Below are 18401 nucleotides of genomic sequence, written 5' to 3'. Positions count from 1 at the left end.
TCCGCTCCATGATCGACATCATCAAGGTCCTGCAGGAGCGCAACCCCGCGCTCGGCACCTACATCCTGGTGCTGCGCCCGGATTCGCGGGCGCTCGCCGAGCCCGAGCGCCTGACGCTCGAGTGCGAGACCTGGATGCGCCTGCGCACCCCCGGCGCCCGCCTCTCCCGCGAGACCGTGCTGCTCGCCCCCTATCCGGGGGGCATGCCGACCGAGCGCACCGTGACGGTCCTGGCCTTCACGGAGGCCCAGCACCTCGCCGCCTTCGCGACCGCCTGGACGGCGGACCCGGAGCCGGACGGGGAGCCGGCCTGAGCGGGCCGCGCCCTCACGCCGCCCGGAGTTCCCGGATGGTGCCGAGGGCGCCGCTGCGCAGGGTGTCGAGGCGGCGGATTAGGGGGTTGAGGTCGCTGCCCGCATGGGCGGCGGCCTCGATCTCGCGGCAGAGCTCGGACAGGCCGACGAAGCCCAGCATGCCGGCCGCCGAGACCATGGCGTGGGCGTCGTAGGCGATCTGCATCCGGTCGGTCTCGCCGGGCCGGAAGCGGTCGCGCAGCTCGCCCTCGAGCAGCGCCAGCAGCGACAGCACCCGGGGGGCACCGATGCTGTCGCGCACCGCCGAGAGGGCCTCGCGGTCGACGAGCGGCCCCTCGACGGGCGCAGCCTCCGGCGCGGGCTCCGCGTCGGCCGAGCCGATCCAGCGCGCGATGGTGGCGAACAGGTCCGCCCGGCGGAAGGGCTTGCCGACATGGTCGTCCATGCCGGCCTCGCGCAGGGCCTCGACCTGCTGGGGCATGACGTTGGCGGTCATCGCCACGATCGGCACGGTGCCGGCCGGGGCCGGCAGGGCGCGGATGCAGCGGGTCGCCGTGAGGCCGTCCATGCCGGGCATCTGCACGTCCATGAGGACGAGCGCGTAGGGCGCGCCGAGCGCCATCCGGGCCTCCACGGCCGCCACCGCCTCGGCCCCGTCCCCCGCGACGTCGACCCGGAACCCCTGCGATTCCAGCACCGCCCGGGCGAGCTCCTGGTTGATCGGCACGTCCTCGACGAGGAGGAGATGCGGCGCGGCGCCGGCCTCGGCGGCCAGGATCCGGGGGACGGACCGCTCCGTCGCGGCCGGCGCCTGCTCGGGGGTCTGCGCGGGGGCCTGCTCGGCGCGCGGCAGCGTGAGGGTGAACCAGAAGGTCGAGCCGACGCCCTCCCGGCTCTCCACGCCGATCTCGCCGCCCATCATGCCCACGAGGTGGCGGCAGATGGCGAGGCCGAGGCCGGTGCCGCCGAAGCGGCGGCTGATCGAGCCGTCGACCTGGCTGAAGCGCTTGAACAGGCGCGGCAGCTGCGCGTCCGGGATGCCGATGCCCGTATCCGTCACCTCGAAGCGCATCGCCTCGCCCTCCGGGCGGGCGCCCGCGTGGCGGACGTTGAGGGTGACGGCGCCCGCGGGGGTGAACTTCACGGCGTTGTTGAGGAGGTTCAGCAGGACCTGCCGGAGGCGGTTCGGGTCGCCGACGACGAAGCCCGGCAGGGCGGCGTCGATGCGGGCATCGATCCGCAGGCCGCTCTTCAGGGCGCCGCCGCGCACGATCGAGACGGTGTTGTCGATCACCGTCAGGAGCGGGAAGGCGAGCGGGTCGAGGACGAGCTGGCCGGCCTCGATCTTCGAGAAGTCGAGGATGTCGTTGACGATGGTGAGGAGCGCGGCCCCCGAGTTCTGGATCAGCTCCAGCCGGCGCCGGTCCTCCTCGGTCAGGTAGGCCTGCTCGAGGAGGAGGTCGGCGTAGCCGAGGACGCCGTTCAGCGGCGTGCGGATCTCGTGGCTCATCGCCGCCAGGAAGTCGCTCTTGGCCTCGCTCGCCCGCTCGGCCTCGGCGCGGGCGGCCTGCGCCTCGGCGGTCAGGGCCTGGAGGGTCGCCTCGAAGGACTTGCGCTCCGTGATGTCGATGTGGAGGCCGACCATCCGGTAGGGCCGGTCGTCGGGGCCGAACAGCGTCCGGCCGCGGGCATGGACCCAGCGCTCGCCGACGCGGAACTCGGTGGCGTAGATGGTGCGGGTGTCGATCGCGACGCGGATCGCCTCCCAGGCCTGGGCCACGTCGTCGGGATGCACGAGCGCGGTCCACTCGGCGGTGGTGAGCGATTGCGGCAGGTGGGCGTTCGGAAGGCCGTAGATCCGGGCGCTCTCGGATGACATCACGGTGACGCCGCGCCGCATGTCCCAGTCCCAGGTCCCCGCATCGGCGGCCTCGAGGCCGAGATGCAGCAGTTCCTGCGCCTCCTCGACGGCGAGGTGGGCCGAGATGATCTCGTCGATGTCGAGGGCCGTGCCGAGCCACTCGACCACCTGGGTCCCGTCCCGGTGGCGCACCGGCGTCATCGCGAGCTTGTGCCAGCGATAGGGCCCGTCGTGGCGCTGGAGGCGGCACTCCACCGCGAAGCCCTCGCCGGTGGCGAGCGCCTGCTCCCAGGCGGCCTCGACCACCGGCGCGTCCTCGGGGTGGTTGCGGGCAAGCCGCCCGACCCGGTCCGTGCCGATCGGGCCGTAATAGGCGCGGAAGCAGGCGTTGAGGTAGGTCGCCTCGCCGTCCGAGGCCCGCATGGTCCAGACCAGCAGCGGCAGGGTGTCGGCGAGGCTGCGGTAGCGGATCTCGCTCAGCCGGATCTCGGCCTCGGTCGCGCGCCGCTCGGTGACGTCGATCAGGATGCCGAACAGGGCGGTCGTCGCGCCGAACGCGTCCTTCTGGCAGGTGCCGCAGACCTCGACGGCGCGCTCGCTCCCGTCCGGGCGGAGGATCCGCGCCTCGAAGGCGAAGTTTCGCCCCAGCGCGACGGCCTCCCCGACGATCCGGGTGAGGCGCTCTCGGTCGCCCGGGTGGTATATCCCGGTGAAGTTCGAGAGGTGCGGCGGACGCTCCGCCGGGTCCCGCCCCGCGATCCGGAAGAGCCCGGCCGACCAGACCGGCTGGCCGTCGTCGAGGGCGACCCGCCAATGGCCGATATGGGCCATCTCCTCGGCCATGGAGAGCAGATGGTTGGCGCTCGCCTGCGCCTCGGCGCGCCGGTCGATCTCGGCGGCCTGGGCGGCGATCACGACCTCGCGGGCGGCGCGGGTCTCGACCTCGCGGGCGTGATGGCGGTTGGCCTGATGGAGGCGCAGATGCGCCACCACGATCTCGGCGAGATCGCGCAGGGCCCGCACCTCGTCGTCCGAGAAGGCGCGCGGCGCGGTGTCGACGAGGCAGAGCGCCCCGACCCGGACCCCCGGCGCGAGGATGAGGGGCGCCCCCGCGTAGAAGGCCAGCACCTCGCTGGTGACGAGGGAGGAGCCGGAGAAGCGCGGGTCGCGCCGCGCGTCGGGCACGACCATCACGGCATCGTCCCGGATCGTGTGGGTGCAGAACGAGGTCTCGCGCGGCATCGTCGGCGGGATGATGCCGCAGACGGTCTTGAGCCATTGCCGGTCGGCGTCGACGAGGGACACGAAGGCGTCCGCCACGCCGAAGAGGCGACGCGCCGTGCGACAGACCGCCTCGAAATGATCCTCCGGGGGCGTGTCGAGAATCTCGAGGTCGTGCAGGGCGGCGACGCGCTCCGCCTCGCTCCGCGACAGGCTGGTCACCGTGCTCGATCCCCGCTCCCGAACCGGAACCCGCATCGAGGCCGCGGGTCCGCCTCCCGCGTTTCTCCAGCGAATCCGCTAAGCTCCCCTTAATATCAGTTCGGCGGGCCGCGCTACCGGTCGTCGTCCGTCCGCGGCCGACCGCCGCGCGCGAGCCAGCGCAGGCGCGCGGCCTCCAGCGCCCAGACCATGCCGAGCATCATGTAGACGTGGCGCCACTTCTCGATGTCGATCTGCAGGGCCTGCAGGAAGAACATCAGCAGGGCCGGCCAGACGATCTGCGCGTGCGCCCGGTAGGGCGAGGGCCGCGCCAGGAGCCGGAAGCCGACGAAGCCGGTCGCCAGGACGAGGCCGATGAAGACCGTGCCGCCGAGCCAGCCGCCATTGGCGAAGCTGCCGATGTAGGAATTGTGCGGCTCGAGCCCGAAGGTGAGGCGCCAGTGCATCGGGCCCATGCCGAGGGGCATCCCGAGCAGCATGGCGATGCCGCGGATCTGGTTGCCGAAGCGGCCGGTCTCGCCCTCGTCGTAATCCTGCGTGACCGCCGCCCGGGTCTCGAACATCTTGGCGACGTGATCGAACGAGAGCAGGCCGATGACCGCGACGATCCCGAGGCCGATGGTGACGAGGGTGAGGACGACGATGCGGCGGCGCAGGCGCGCGGAGGGCGTCGCGGCGTAGACCGACACCACCATGACGAGCACCGCCACGACCGTCCCGCCCCAGGAGCCGCGGGAGAAGGACAGGAAGATGCCCGCCAGGACGACGAGCAGGCCCGCGAGCGCCAGGACCGGGCGCCGCGCCGTGCCGTTGAGGAGCCCGTGCATCAGGTAGAGGGCGCCGAGCGTCAGGAACGAGCCGAACACGTTCGGGTCCTGGAAGGTGCCCGAGGCCCGGCCGTACTTGTAGAACAGGTCCTCGATGCCGATCAGGTCGAGGTAGCCGACGATGCCGAGGGCGGCCGAGAAGACGCAGCTCGCCGTGTAGGCCTTCAGCGCCAGCTCCATGCGGTCCTGCGTCTCGTCCGAGAACAGCATCGCGAAGAACAGGCACGTCAGCGACAGGTAGATGAGCTGGATCGTCCAGGTGAGCGGGAAGGCCTCGTCGAGATAGGGGATCAGCGCCGTGACGATCGCCGCGAGGTAGAGGATCAGGAGGCCCATCAGGGGCACCACGCCCCGGTGCAGGCGGATGCCGAGCAGCGCCCACAGGGCCATGGTGGGCAGCGCCACCAGGTCGTAGGGCGAGGTCTCCGAGAAGGCGAAGCAGGCGAAGAAGATGAACGCCGCCAGCATGGCCCGGGCGAGGCCGCGCACGACGCTCAGGACCGGGATCGCGGCCCAGGCGCCCTCCGGTGATCTCACCGGAGCGGGCACGCCGGACGGGGCGGTGATGGACGCCATGGTCACGCAAACTCCGCGGGCCCGATACGCCGGCCCGCTCAACCCGCGCGAGATTGCCCGGGATTGATTGAGATTTCGCTGATGGGGCGGGGCGCGCCGGCCTCCGCCCGTCCGGGCCTCAGGCCCTGCAGGCCAGGAACTCGCTGCGGATCGCCTCGGCGTCGAGGTTGCGGCCGATGAAGACGACGCGGGAGACGCGCGCCTCGCCGGCGCCCCAATCCCCCTGGAGGTCGCCGTCGAGGATCATGTGGACGCCCTGGAAGACGAAGCGCTTGGGCTCGTCCGGAAAGGCCACGATGCCCTTGCAGCGCAGGATGTCCGGGCCCTGGACCTGGGTCAGGTTCGAGATCCAGGGCATGAACTTCTCGGGGTCGACCGGCCCGTCGAGGCTCGCCGAGACCGACTGCATGTCCGCGTCGTGGTGATGGTGGTGCCCCTCCTCCAGGAAGTCGGGCTCGACGTCGAGGATGCGGCCGAGGTCGAAGGCGTTGCGCTCCAGCACCGCCTCGAGGGGCACGGCGCAGTTCTGGGTGCGGTGGAGCTTGGCGTAGGGGTTGATCGTCCGGATCTCGGCCTCGACCCGGTCGAGCTCGGCGGGCTGCACGAGGTCGGACTTGTTGAGCAGGATCACGTCCGCGAAGGCGATCTGGTTCTTGGCCTCGGGGGCGTCCTTGAGCCGGTCGGAGAGCCACTTGGCGTCCGCCACCGTCACCACGGCGTCGAGGCGGGCGGCGTCGCCGACGTCCTGGTCGACGAAGAAGGTCTGGGCGACCGGGGCCGGATCGGCGAGGCCCGTCGTCTCGACGATGATGGCGTCGAACTTGCCGCGGCGCTTCACCAGGCCGTCCATGATGCGGATCAGGTCGCCGCGCACGGTGCAGCAGACGCAGCCGTTGTTCATCTCGAACACTTCCTCGTCGGCGCCCACCACGAGGTCGTTGTCGATTCCGATCTCGCCGAACTCGTTGACGATCACGGCGTAGCGCTTGCCGTGATTCTCGGTGAGGATGCGGTTGAGGAGCGTGGTCTTGCCGGCCCCGAGATAGCCGGTGAGGACGGTGACGGGGATCTTGGCCCCGGCATCCGGGGGGGTGACGGCTTCAGAGATGGCGGCGTCGGACATGGCGGCCCTTTGCGGATGCGGCGCGAGGCGGGGGATATAGGTCGGGTTGTCATATTGTGTCATCCGTCCCGGATGGAAGGCGCCCGCCTCCGGCAGGGCGCGGATCCGCCCCGTCCCCGCAGCCGGGCCGCCGCCCACAGCCGCGCCGCCGCGCCTTCACACAACTGGCACATCGGGCCCTTAAGCGACGGGTGCGGCCGGCGGGATCCCAAAATCTCAATTGGCAGTTGTATTTAGTTGTTCCACCTAGTCCCGCTTGGTGCTGCGGCGCTGCAACGCGGCAGCGGGAAATCGCGGCGGGCCGCGCCTCGCCTTGACGATGGTGGGGCGGCGGGACCATGCAGGCTGGATCGACCTCGGGTTGAGCCAGCCATCACGGTCGAGCGAGGTCGGCTCGGCCGCCATCAAAAAGCACCAAGCACCGGCTCGGTGCTGCCCGACGATCAGGTCGCCCAGTCGATTCGTGAACCCTGTCCGGCGCGGTAGCGCGGACCGAAGATCAAAGCCCCATGGACGCTCGCAACCCCCTCGACCCGACGCTGAGCGCACCCGAGGCGACCCGCCAGCGCGGACGCCGCGCCGGCCTCCTGCCCATCGTGGTGATCCTGTCCCTGGTGATCGCCGGGGTCGCGGCGGTGGCGGTCTACCCCGAGCCGGTGCGCCGTTTCGCCGAGGAGGCCATCGCGTATGGCCGCGGCCTCCTCGGCGGCGAGGGCGCGGAGGACGAGGCGGCCGAGAGCCCCCGCGCCGACACCCGCGAGCGCGTGTTCCGCCCGACGAAGGAGCAGCGCGCCGCCTTCGAGATCCGCCCCGTCTCCACCATGGTGTTCCGACCCGAGGGCTCGGCGGAGGGGCGCATCGCCCTCAACGACGATGACAACGTGCCGGTGGCCTCGCCCTACGCGGGCCGGGTCACCCGGGTGCTGGCGCGGGCGGGCGACGACGTGAGGGCCGGCGACGTGCTGCTGACCCTTGAGGCCAGCGACATGGTCCAGGCGCAGAGCGACTACCAGAGCGCCCTCAACACCATCAGCAAGGCCACCGCCCTGCTCCGCCTCGACCAGACCATCGCGGCCCGCCAGCAGGAACTGTTCGCGGCCAAGGCCGTGGCGCTCAAGGATTACCAATCGGCCCAGAACGACGTCATCGCGGCGCAGAGCGACCTGAAGACCGCGGAGGCCAACCTCCAGGCGGTGAAGAACCGCCTGCGCCTCCTCGGCAAGACCGATGCGGAGATCGCCGCCTTCGAGAAGAACGGCACGATGAGCCCCGAGACGCAGATCCGCGCGCCCATCGCCGGTACCATCGTGCAGCGCAAGGTCGGCATCGGCCAGTATCTCAGCACCTCGAGCGACCCCGCCTTCATCATCGGCGACCTCTCGACGGTCTGGCTCGTCGCCAACGTGCGCGAGAGCGAGATCCCGAAGATCCGCCTCGGCCAGGAGGTCGAGGCCAGGGTCGCGGGCTTCGGCAACCGGGTGTTCAAGGCCAAGGTCAACTACATGGCGGCGAGCCTCGACCCGGCGACGCGGCGCCTCGCGGTGCGCAGCGAGGTCGAGAACCCGGATCGGGCCCTCAAGCCCGAGATGTTCGCGACCTTCACGATCATCACCGGGCGCGACCAGCCCTCGCCGAGCGTGCCGCTCGCCGCCGTCGTCTACGAGGGCAGCACGGCGCATGTCTGGGTGGCGCGCGCCGACGGCGGCATCGAGGCCCGCAACGTCAAGCTCGGGCTGATCAACGGCGACAACGCCCAGGTGGTCGAGGGCCTGACCCCCGAGGATCAGGTCGTCACCCGCGGCGCCGTGTTCATCGACCGGGCCGCGAGCGGCGACAAGGCCTCGTGACAGGACGCCCCCGATGAACGCCCTGATCGTCTTCTCGCTGCGCCAGCGCGTGCTGGTCTTCCTGATGTTCGTCGTGATGCTGGCGCTCGGCTATGCCAGCTACACCCAGCTCAACATCGAGGCTTATCCCGACCCCGTCCCGCCCCTCGTCGACGTCATCACCCAGAATCCCGGGCAGTCGGCGGACGAGATCGAGCGCTACATCACCATCCCGCTCGAGGTGGCGCTCGCCGGCATCCCCAACGCCACGGTGGTGCGCACCATCTCGCTGTTCGGCCTCTCCGACGTGAAGGTGCAGTTCAACTACGAGTACACGTACCAGGAGGCGCTGCAGCGGGTCCTGAACCGGCTCTCGCAATTGCCGCCGCTGCCGAACGGCGCCTCGCCCCAGATCTCGCCGACGAGCCCGGTCGGCGAGATCATGCGCTACAAGCTCGTCGGCCCGAAGGGCTATTCCTCGGCCGACATGAAGACCCTGCAGGACTGGGTGCTGCAGCGGCGCTTCAAGGCCATCCCGGGGGTCGTCGACGTCACGGCCTTCGGCGGCAAGACCAAGGAATACGAGATCGCCGTCGACCTGAACCGGCTCCAGGCCCAGGGGCTGACCCTGGTCCAGCTCGTCAACGCCCTCAACAACTCGAGCATCAATGTCGGCGGCCAGACCCTCAATGTCGGCGAGCAATCGGCGGTGGTGCGCGGCGTCGGCCTGATCCGCGACATGGACGACATCCGCGACACGATGCTGACGCAGGTGAACGGCACGCCGGTGCTGGTGCGGGACGTCGCCGACGTGCGGGTCTCGAACGCGCCGCGCCTCGGCATCGTCGGGCATGACGGGCAGAACGACATCGTCGAGGGCATCGTGCTGATGAGCCGCGGCGGCCAGAGCCTGCCGACGCTGAAGCGCGTCGAGGCCGAGATCGAGCGCATCAACAACTCCACCATCCTGCCACCCGAGGTGAAGATCGAGCGCATCTACGACCGCTCGGGGCTGATCAACACCACCACCCACACGGTGATGCACAACCTCGTCTTCGGCGTGGTGCTGGTCTTCGTGGTGCAGTGGCTGTTCCTCGGCTCGCTCCGCAGCGCCATCATCGTGGCGGCGACGATCCCCTTCGCCCTCGGCTTCGCCATCCTGATCCTGGTGATCCGGGGCGATTCCGCCAACCTCCTGTCGCTCGGCGCCATCGATTTCGGACTGATCGTCGACGCGACCGTGATCATGGTCGAGAACGTGTTCCGCCACCTCGCCGAGCCCGAGCACTCGGAGGGCCAGCCGGCGCCCGGCGGTCTCACCGGGCGCCTCGGCACCATCGCGATCGCGGGGGCCGAGGTGAACCGGGCGATCTTCTTCTCGGCCACGATCATCATCGTGGGCTTCCTGCCGCTCTTCACCATGACGGGGGTCGAGGGCCACATCTTCGGGCCGATGGCGAAGACCTACGCCTACGCCCTCGTCGGCGGCCTGCTCGCCACCTTCACGGTCTCGCCGGCCCTGTCGGCCCTGATCCTGCCCAAGTACGTGGAGGAGCGCGACACCCTGATCGTCAAGGTGCTGCGCTTCGGACACGTGCTGATCCTGCGCTTCGGCCTGCGCAACAAGCTGCTCTCGCTCGGCATCACCCTGGTGATCCTGCTGGCGGCGGGCGTGGCGGGGCGCGGGCTCGGCCTCGAGTTCCTGCCCAAGCTCGAGGAGGGCAACCTCTACATCCGCGGCACCATGCCGGCCTCGATCTCGCTGGAGGCCGGCAACGCCTATGTCGAGCGCCTGCGCCGGATCGTCAGCGAATTGCCCGAGGTCGTCACCGTGATCTCGCACCAGGGCCGGCCCAGCGACGGCACCGACGCCACGGGCTTCTTCAACGTCGAGATCCTGGCGCCCCTCAAACCCTTCGACACCTGGCGCAAGGGCCTCGACAAGGAGACCCTGATCCGGGACCTGTCGAAGCGCCTCGACGCCGAGTTCCCCGGCATCGAGTTCAACTTCTCCCAGTATATCGAGGACAACGTCCAGGAGGCGGCCTCGGGGGTGAAGGGCGAGAACTCGGTCAAGATCTACGGCACCGACCTGACCACCATCACCAGGACCGCCGAGGAGGTGAAGGCGGTGCTGGCCACCGTGCCGGGCGTCACCGACCTCTCGGTCTTCGCCTCCCTCGGCCAGCCGACGGTGCGCATCGACGTCGACCGGCGCAAGGCGGCCCGGTTCGGCCTCTCCATCGGCGACGTCAACACCACCCTGCAGGCGGCCATCGGCGGCCAGATCGCGGGCGACCTCTACGAGTACGGCTCGGACCGGCACTTCCCCATGCGGGTGCGGCTCGCCCGCGAGTTCCGCCGCTCCCTCGAGACCATCCGCAATATCACGATCGGGGCGACGAACCCGAATGGCGGCGTCGTGCAGGTGCCGCTCTCGGAGATCGCCACCGTCGAGCTCGTCTCGGGCGCGGCCTTCATCTACCGGGAGGACCAGGAGCGCTACATCCCGGTGAAGTTCTCGGTGCGCGGGCGCGATCTCGGAAGCGCCGTCCTGGAGGCGCAGCGCCGGGTCGACGACGAGGTGCAGATGCCGGCGGGCTACCACCTCGAATGGGTCGGCCAGTTCACGAACCTGCAGGACGCGGTGCAGCGCCTGACGGTGGTGGTGCCGATCACGCTGGCGCTGATCGCGCTCCTGCTGTTCATCAACTTCTCCTCCGTCACCGACATGCTGCTCGGCCTCTCGGTGATCCCGATGGCGATGATCGGCGGCATCTTCGCCCTGTTCCTCACGGCGACGCCGTTCTCGATCTCGGCGGCGATCGGCTTCATCGCGCTGTTCGGCATCTCCACGATGGAGGGGGTGATCCTGCTCGCCTACTACAACCAGCTGATGGACGAGGGCTGGAGCCGCCCCGAGGCCGTGTGGAACGCCGCCAATGTGCGGATGCGGCCCGTGATGATGACCTGCGTCGCCGCCTGCGTCGGCCTCCTGCCGGCGGCGGTCTCCACCGGCATCGGCTCGCAGGTCCAGAAGCCCCTGGCGCTGGTGGTGGTGGGCGGCATCCTCCTCGCCCCGAACCTGATCCTCGTCGTGGTCCCGATCCTGATCTCGCTGTTCTCCCGGCGCCGGCCGAACCCGGCCGCGACCCCCGCCCAGCACCGGGCCGCGGCCTGATGCCCGTGCCCGCGGTGCCACAGGCCCGGGCCGGGAGCGCGCCGGCGCGCCGAGGAGCGTTGACAGGACACCCCGCAGGCTTCCTGTACGCGGACGGGAATTCGCGCGGGTCCGGGGGCGGCATGGCGGGGGCAGCCTCACGCAGAGGAGGCGGGCGGCGGCCCGGCAGCGCCGCGCGCCGCGCCGGCACGGCCCTCGCCCTCGCGCTGTCGGCCGCCCTCGGCGCCTGCGCGGTCGGGCCGGACTACGTCGCCCCCCTCGACCCGCCGGTGACGCGCTACACCAAGGAGCGCCTGAAGAACCCGAGCGCGGCCGACACGATCCGCACCACGCAAGGGGGCTCGGCCGACCAGAGCTTCGTGGCGGGCGCCGACATCCCGGGCCAGTGGTGGACGCTGTTCCGCTCGAAGGCCCTGAACCGCCTCGTCGAGGAGGCGCTGGCCAACAACCCGACGCTGGAGGCCGCGCAGGCCGCGCTGCAGGTGGCGCGCCAGAACGTCGAGGCCCAGAAGGGGACCCTGTTCCCGACGGTGACGGCGAACCCGCAGGCCCAGGTCGCGAAGGCGCCCGGCCTCGACCTGCAATCGCCCCTGCAGAACCAGAACCGCTTCCTCTACAGCCTCTACACGCCGCAGGTCGCGGTCTCGTTCAACCCGGACGTGTTCGGGGGCAACCGGCGCCAGATCGAGTCCCTTGAGGCCCAGGCCGAGAACCAGCGCTTCCAGCTCGAGGCCGCCTACCTGTCGCTCACGGCGAACGTCGTGGCGGCGGCGATCCAGGAGGCGTCGCTGCGCGCCCAGATCGACGCGACGAAGCGGGTGATCCAGGCCCAGACCGAAGTGCTGCAACTCTACAACAAGCAGCTCTCGCTGGGGCAGATCGCGGGCGCCGACGTGGTGCAGCAGCAGGCGGCCCTCTCCCTGTCGCAGCAATTGCTGCCGCCCCTGGAGCGCCAGCTCGCGCAGCAACGCAACCTCCTGACGGCGCTCGCCGGCCGCCTGCCGAGCGAGGAGGTGGCCGAGACCTTCACGCTGGCAAAGCTCCACCTGCCCACGAAGCTCCCCGTGAGCCTGCCCTCGCGCCTCGTGCAGCAGCGGCCCGACGTGAAGGCGGCCGAGGCCCAGGTGCACCAGGCGAGCGCGGATGTGGGCGTCGCGGTGGCGAACCGCCTGCCGCAATTCAACATCACCGCCAACGGAGGCGCGAGCGCGGTGCGGCTGGCGCAGCTCGCCAACCCGGGCGCCGCCTTCTTCTCGATCATCGGCCAGGCGACGCAGCCCCTGTTCGATGCCGGCACCCTCTACCGCCGCCAGCGCGCCAGCGAGGAGAACCTCGTGGGCGTCCAGGCGCAGTACCGCGCCACCGTGATCGGCGCCTTCCAGAACGTCGCCGACGCCCTGCGCGCCCTCCAGTCCGACGCGAAGGCGGTGGCGGCGGCCTCGGCCGCCGAGAAGGCGACCGCCCAGAGCGTCGAGCTGATCCGCAAGCAGTACACGGCGGGCTCGGTCAACAGCTCCGTGGTGCTGCTCGCCCAGCAGGGCTACCTGCAGGCCCTCGTCAGCCAGGCCCAGGCGCGGGCGAACCAGTACGCCGACACCGCCGCCCTGTTCCAAGCCCTCGGCGGCGGCTGGTGGAACCGCCTGGACGTGGCCCCCGACCCGCCCGAGACGGACCCGGCGAAGTTCCTCTGACGCGCGGCGGCGGACCCGGCCCCTCGAGATGCGGACCGTCGGGTGGACGGGGCATGCGGTGATCGGCGGCTCCCACAGCGCGCCGTATGGGTGCGAGGACCTGCCGGGCGAGCCCTTCCGCGAGATGGCCGGGGCGGCGATGGCCTCCAGGCCGGTGCGCCCGCACACGGGGACACGGCCCACCGCCCCGGCCGGGGGGGGGTGAGACCCGGCCGCAGCTTGCGCGCACGTCCGGTTGCCGCGCCGTCCTCAGGCCCCGACCACCTGCAGCACGATCTCGCGCCGGTGCGGCCTGTCGCGGTGCTCGATCAGGTAGATGCCCTGCCAGGTGCCGAGCGCGAGGTGCCCGCCCCGGAGCGGGATCGTCAGTGCCGCATCCGTCACCATGGTGCGGATATGGGCCGGCATGTCGTCCGGGCCCTCCGCGCCGGGGATGTAGCCCGCGTGGCGGGGGGCGAGGCCGTCGAGGGCGGTCATCAGGTCGCTCTGCACGTCCGGGTCGGCATTCTCCTGGATCGTCAGCGAGGCCGAGGTGTGACGGCAGAACACGCTCACGAGCCCGTCCCGCAGGCCGCTCCGGCGCACGAAATCGACGACGCTCCGGGTGAAATCCGTCAAGCCCGGGCCCTGCGTCGCGATGGTGAGCGTGGCGCCGGCCTGCCGCCGGACCTCGCCCTCCGTGACGCCCTCGATCGCCCCGATCCGTCCCTGCTGCATGTCCGGCCTCATGCCTCCTCCTCCGCGAGATGCGCCCCCGGGGCAATCTCGCGCTCGCCCCGGGCGAGAATGCGCTCGAGGAACTCGATCCGGTCGGCCTCCGCCGGGGGCTTGTCCCAGCGGATGCGGCTGACGCGGGGGAACCGCATGGCGACGCCGGATTTGTGCCGCGTCGAGCGCTGCACGCCCTCGAAGGCGATCTCGAGCACCAACCCCTTGCCGGCGCCGTATTCCACCTCGCGGACCGGGCCGAATCGCTTCGTCGTGTGGTTGCGGACGTAGCGGTCGAGCTTCTGCAGCTCCGCATCCGTGAAGCCGTGATAGGCCTTGCCCACCGGCACCAGCTCGTCGCCCCCCTCGGGCCGCTCGCGCCAGACCCCGAACGTGTAGTCGGAGTAGAAGGACGAGCGCTTCCCGTGCCCGCGCTGGGCATACATCATCACGGCGTCGACGAGGTGGGGCTCGCGCTTCCACTTCCACCAGGGGCCCTTGGGGCGGCCGGGCAGGTAGGCGCTGTTCAGGCGCTTCAGCATCACGCCCTCGATGGCGTCGGCATCCGCCCCCGCCCCCACCGAGGCGGGGTCGGCGCGGGCCGCCGCCAGATCCTCCCAGGTGGCGAAGGGCACCAGCGGCGAGATGTCGATGCGGGCGTGGTCGAGCCGCGCCACGAAGGCCTCGAGCCGGGCCCGGCGCTCGCCGAAGGGCAGCGGCCGCAGGTCCTCGCCGTCGGCCGTGAGGAGGTCGTAGGCCCGGACATGGGCGGGAAACTCCTCGAGGAGCTTGCCCGTCACGGCCTTGCGGTTGAGGCGCTGCTGCAGGACGTTGAAGCTCTGCACCCGGCCCTCGCGCAGGATCAGCAGCTCGCCGTCGAGGGCCCCGGTGAAGGTGATGGCCTCGGCGAGGTCCGGGAAGGCGCCGGAGATGTCCTCCCCGGTGCGCGAGTAGATGCGGGCGACCCGATGCCCCGCCCGATCGCGCCCGCCGACGAGCTGCACCCGGATGCCGTCCCATTTCCACTCCCCCGAGAAGGCCTCCGGGTCGAGCTTGTCGAAGTCGCTCTCCTCCTCGATCGGATGCGACAGCATCGGCGGCCGGAACGGCGCCGGGTTCAGGGTCTCGGGGCGCCCGCCCCCGCCGGAGACCCAGGCGAACAGGGTCTCGTAGGGCGGCTCCAGCCCGTGCCAGACCTCCTCGACCGCGTCCGCCTCGTGGCCGCCGAGCGCCCCGACCGCGGTCTTGGCGAGCCGGGCCGAGACGCCGACGCGAAGATTCCCGGTGACGAGCTTCAGGAGCGCCCAGCGCCCGGTCTCGTCCAGCGCGTCGAGCCATTCCGCGAGGTGGCGCGGCAGGTCGGCCTTGCGGGTGAGGCCGAGGGTCTCGACGACCTCCGCGAGGCTCGGCACGTGCGGGGGCGGGTTGTTGTGGCCGGGGCCGGGCTCCCGCTCCCCCGCCTCGGGCGCCGGCCAGATCAGCGCCGTGGTCTCGGCGAGGTCGCCGACGTAGTTGTGCGAGAGCCGGAACAGGACCGGGTCGATCCGCGCCTCGACGAGGCCGCGGATCAGCGCGGGCTTGGCCTCGCGGAAGCTGAGCCCACCCGTCATGGCGGCGAGCGCGTAGCCGCGCTCGGGGTCCGGCGTGCGCGCGAAATAATCCTGCAGCAGCCTGAGCTTGGCGTTCCGCCGCGGCTCGTAGGCGAGGCGGTCGAGGAGGTGGGCGAAGTCGTTCACGGCGTCGCCTCCGCCGGCTCCGGGGCAGTCCCGGTGGCGGCAGCGGTGCCGGGATCGGCCGCGGATTCCGAGGCGCCCTCGACCTCCTCGTCGCCGTAGCCCAGCATGTGCAGGGGCTTTGCCCGGATGCCCTGCGTGCCGCACCAGTGCACCAGCGCGTCCTCCTGGCCGTGCGTGACCCAGACCTCCTCGGCCCCGGTCTCCCGGATGGTGCGGCAGAGGTCCGGCCAGTCCGAGTGGTCGGAGATGACGAGGGGCAGCTCGACGCCCTTCTGGCGCGCCCGCGCCCGCACCCGCATCCAGCCCGACGCGAAGGAGGTGACGGGGTCGGGGAACTTGCGCGACCAGACGTCCTGGATTGACGAGGGCGGGCACAGCACGATCGCGCCGTGGAGCTTGCCCCGCTCGGTGGCCACCACCTTCGGGGTCTCCCCGAGGGCGATGCCCTCGCGCTTGTAGAGCTCGGTCAGCTTCTCCATCGCGCCGTGCAGGTAGATCGGCCGGTCGTAGCCGGCCTCCCGCAGCAGCGCCATGACGCGCTGGGCCTTGCCGAGCGCGTAGGCGCCGACGATGTGGGCGCGCTCCGGGAACAGGCTCACGGAGGCCAGGAGCTTGGCGACCTCCTCGGAGGTGTCGGGCATCCGGAACACCGGCAGCCCGAAGGTCGCCTCGGTGATGAAGACGTCGCAGGGCACCACCTCGAAGGGCAGGCAGGTCGGGTCCCGCGCCCGCTTGTAGTCGCCCGACACCACGACGCGCACGCCCTCGGCCTCGATCGCGATCTGGGCCGAGCCGAGGACGTGACCGGCCGGCCAGAACCGCACCGTGACGTCGCCGATGCGGATCGGGTGGCCGAGTTCGGCCTCCTGGCGCGTGCCGCAGAATGCCTCGCCGTAGCGCACCGCCATGATCCGCAGGGTCTCCCCCGTGGCGAGCACGCTGCCGTGCCCGGAGCGCGCGTGGTCGGCGTGCCCGTGCGTGATCAGCGCCCGCGCCACCGGCCAAGTCGGATCGACATGGAAGCGCCCGAGGGGGCAGTACAGACCTTCGCGGGTCAGGGTCAGGAGATCGCTGGCGCGTAACGGCATCGGCCGGGCATATAGGGCGCCGATCCGCGCAGCATCACCCGTCCCCGCATGACCCTCCCGTCCGTCTCCGGCCAGCGCACCTCGGGCGATCTCCGCGCCGACCGCCGCTACGCCTACGCCGAGGGCTGCCTCGGGGACGGGGACGCCGCGGGCGCCGCCGAGATGGCCGAGCAGGCCCTCGAACTCGCCCCCCGCTACGCCGCGGCCTGGCTCCTCCTCGGCCGGGCCCGCGAGGCCCTCCACCGCGCGTCCGGGGGGGAGGCGGATTTCCACGCCGCCCTGCGGGCCTATTCGGCGGCCCTCGACCTCGACCCCGACGACGCCCTCGGCAGCCGCGTGCGGCTGGTCCAGCTCGGCGGCGGCGAGGCGGCCGGGGCCCTGTCGCCGGCCTACGTGCGGGCCCTGTTCGACGGCTATGCGGCGCGCTTCGACCGCCACCTCGTCGAGGGCCTGCACTATCGCGGCCCGGAGATGCTGCGCGATGCCCTCGAGGCGCTGCCGGGGGCGCCGGCCCGCTACGCGGTCGCCCTCGACCTCGGCTGCGGCACCGGCCTCGTCGGCGCGGCCTTCGCCGGGCGGGTCGGGCACCTCACCGGCGTCGACCTCTCCCCCGCCATGCTGGCGCAGGCCGAGCGCCGCCGGCTCTACCAGCGCCTCGTCGTCGGCGACCTCACGGGGTTCCTGGCCGGGGAGCCGGAGGCCTCGGCCGACCTCTGCGTGGCCGCCGACGTGTTCATCTATGTCGGCGATCTCGGAGCGGTGCTTCCGGCGATCGCGCGCGTGCTGCGGCCGGACGGGTTCGTGGCCTTCACGGTGCAGTCGCACGACGGGGCCGGGATCATCCTCGGGGCCGATGCGCGCTTCGCCCACGGGGACGCCTATCTGGAGGCGGCTTGCCGGGCGTCGGGCCTGAGGCCGGCCCTCCGGGAGCCCGCCGCGATCCGCCACGAGCGCGGCCGTGGCGTGCCCGGACGCCTCGTCGTGCTGAGCAAGGCCGAGCCCTGACCCCGTCGGGCGGATCCGATCACGGTTTCGAGACCTGCGGTGCGGTGGGGCACATTTCCCGTGAACCTCTGACCGCCTCCGCACTTACTCCGCTTGGCCGGCGAGACACGACCGGGACACGGAAAGCGAGATGGCGAGCGCGATGGCGGACACGGTCAAGCAGGACAAATCCTTCCCGGCGAGCGCCGTCACCCGCATCCCCTTCGCCCTCGCGCTCTCGGCCCTCGCGGGCTGCGCGGACTCGATCGGCTTCCTCGAATACTCGCAGCTCTTCATGTCCTTCATGTCCGGCAACACCACGCGCTTCGGCGTGTCGGTGGCGGGCGCCGACTGGGAGAACACCCTGCGGGTCACCACCACCATCATGGTGTTCTGCTTCGGGGCGTTCCTCGGCACGCTGATCGCGGCCTGGGTCGGGCGCTGGCGACTCGCGGTGCTGCTGACCATCCAGGCCTGCCTGATGACGATCGGGCTGGTCATGCCCTGGGGCAGCTTCGCGTTCCCGCTCCACGCCTACCCGATCGTGCTGGCGCTCGGCCTGCAGAACGCGACGCTTCAGGACGAGGACGGGCGCAGCCTCGCGCTCACCTACGTCACCGGCGCGGTGGTCCGCTTCGGCACCGGCATGGCGAACCTCATGCTCGGCACCGTATCGTCGTCGTTCTGGCTGCAGGCGCCGCTCTGGGCGGCGCTCAGCTCGGGCGCGGTCATCGGCGGCCTGCTGCAGATCCGCTTCGGAGAGAGCGCCTTCCTGTTCCCGGCCGCGCTCGCCGCGATCCTCGCGGTCGTGGCGGTCGCCATGACCCTCGCCAAGCCCGGCAGCCCCCTCGTGGCGGGCTCGTCGCCCGCCCCCGACGCCGCCCCCCACGCGACGCCGGTCGACGCGATCCACTGACGGGATCCGGGACGGTGCGATGCCGGACGGCGGCGATCCGGCTCAACCGGTCAGGCCGCCCAGGCGGCGGACCGGCTCAATCGGTCAGGCCGTCCAGGCGGCGGACCGGCTCAATCGGTCAGGCCGT

The 18401-nt window shown here is 71.5% G+C and carries 12 protein-coding genes; 6 read left to right on the top strand and 6 right to left on the bottom strand.

The window, feature by feature from the left end; all coding sequences use genetic code 11:
* Positions 1–8: 8 nt before the first annotated feature.
* Entirely contained in the window at positions 9–314 is a 306-nt protein-coding gene (locus F6X51_RS23710) for a hypothetical protein (protein WP_150966142.1), read from the top strand.
* A gap of 13 nt (positions 315–327) precedes the next feature.
* Here the strand turns inward: F6X51_RS23710 and F6X51_RS23705 are convergent, their stop codons facing one another.
* The 3 genes from F6X51_RS23705 to F6X51_RS23695 form a co-directional block, all read right to left on the bottom strand.
* Entirely contained in the window at positions 328–3618 is a 3291-nt protein-coding gene (locus F6X51_RS23705) for a PAS domain-containing protein (RefSeq protein ID WP_150966141.1), read from the bottom strand.
* A 113-nt stretch (positions 3619–3731) separates the two neighbouring features.
* Positions 3732–5021: an O-antigen ligase family protein gene (locus F6X51_RS23700; protein ID WP_150966140.1), complete on the bottom strand. Its 1290-nt coding sequence runs from the start codon at positions 5019–5021 to the stop codon at positions 3732–3734.
* Positions 5022–5139: 118 nt separating this feature from the next.
* Positions 5140–6144, bottom strand: coding sequence for a CobW family GTP-binding protein (locus F6X51_RS23695; RefSeq protein WP_150966139.1), 1005 nt, complete (start codon positions 6142–6144; stop codon positions 5140–5142).
* A gap of 509 nt (positions 6145–6653) precedes the next feature.
* Here F6X51_RS23695 and F6X51_RS23690 point away from each other — a divergent pair.
* From F6X51_RS23690 to F6X51_RS23680, 3 genes are all read left to right on the top strand, one after another.
* On the top strand, positions 6654–7991 hold the full coding sequence (locus F6X51_RS23690) for an efflux RND transporter periplasmic adaptor subunit (RefSeq protein ID WP_150966138.1): 1338 nt from the start codon (positions 6654–6656) through the stop codon (positions 7989–7991).
* A gap of 13 nt (positions 7992–8004) precedes the next feature.
* Positions 8005–11151: an efflux RND transporter permease subunit gene (locus F6X51_RS23685; protein ID WP_150966137.1), complete on the top strand. Its 3147-nt coding sequence runs from the start codon at positions 8005–8007 to the stop codon at positions 11149–11151.
* Between the two features lie 122 nt (positions 11152–11273).
* Positions 11274–12842, top strand: a complete 1569-nt coding sequence (locus F6X51_RS23680; RefSeq protein WP_150966136.1) for an efflux transporter outer membrane subunit — start codon at positions 11274–11276, stop codon at positions 12840–12842.
* Between the two features lie 249 nt (positions 12843–13091).
* Here the strand turns inward: F6X51_RS23680 and F6X51_RS23675 are convergent, their stop codons facing one another.
* Genes F6X51_RS23675 through F6X51_RS23665 form a run of 3 tightly spaced genes read right to left on the bottom strand, consistent with a single transcriptional unit; the run spans position 13092 to position 16374 of the window.
* Positions 13092–13571, bottom strand: coding sequence for a secondary thiamine-phosphate synthase enzyme YjbQ (locus F6X51_RS23675; RefSeq protein WP_407658671.1), 480 nt, complete (start codon positions 13569–13571; stop codon positions 13092–13094).
* Positions 13568–15286 (bottom strand): cisplatin damage response ATP-dependent DNA ligase, encoded by a 1719-nt coding sequence (locus F6X51_RS23670; RefSeq protein ID WP_150966135.1) that lies wholly within the window; start codon positions 15284–15286, stop codon positions 13568–13570. Before F6X51_RS23670 ends, F6X51_RS23675 begins: the two co-directional genes overlap by 4 nt.
* Entirely contained in the window at positions 15283–16374 is a 1092-nt protein-coding gene (locus F6X51_RS23665; RefSeq protein ID WP_150966134.1) for a ligase-associated DNA damage response exonuclease, read from the bottom strand. The genes F6X51_RS23670 and F6X51_RS23665 overlap by 4 nt, the downstream gene beginning before the upstream one ends.
* Positions 16375–16422: 48 nt before the next feature.
* Here F6X51_RS23665 and F6X51_RS23660 point away from each other — a divergent pair, with 48 nt between their 5' ends.
* Entirely contained in the window at positions 16423–17379 is a 957-nt protein-coding gene (locus F6X51_RS23660) for a class I SAM-dependent DNA methyltransferase (RefSeq protein WP_150966133.1), read from the top strand.
* Positions 17380–17521: 142 nt separating this feature from the next.
* A complete protein-coding gene (locus tag F6X51_RS23655) occupies positions 17522–18274 on the top strand; it encodes a YoaK family protein (protein ID WP_150966186.1) in 753 nt (250 codons plus the stop codon).
* Positions 18275–18401: the final 127 nt, after the last annotated feature.

The sequence above is a fragment of the Methylobacterium planeticum genome (assembly GCF_008806345.1).
GTDB classification, from domain to species: Bacteria; Pseudomonadota; Alphaproteobacteria; order Rhizobiales; family Beijerinckiaceae; genus Methylobacterium; species Methylobacterium planeticum.
Note: the sequence above shows the minus strand (reverse complement) of the source record. Positions and strands in the feature narration are given on the sequence as shown.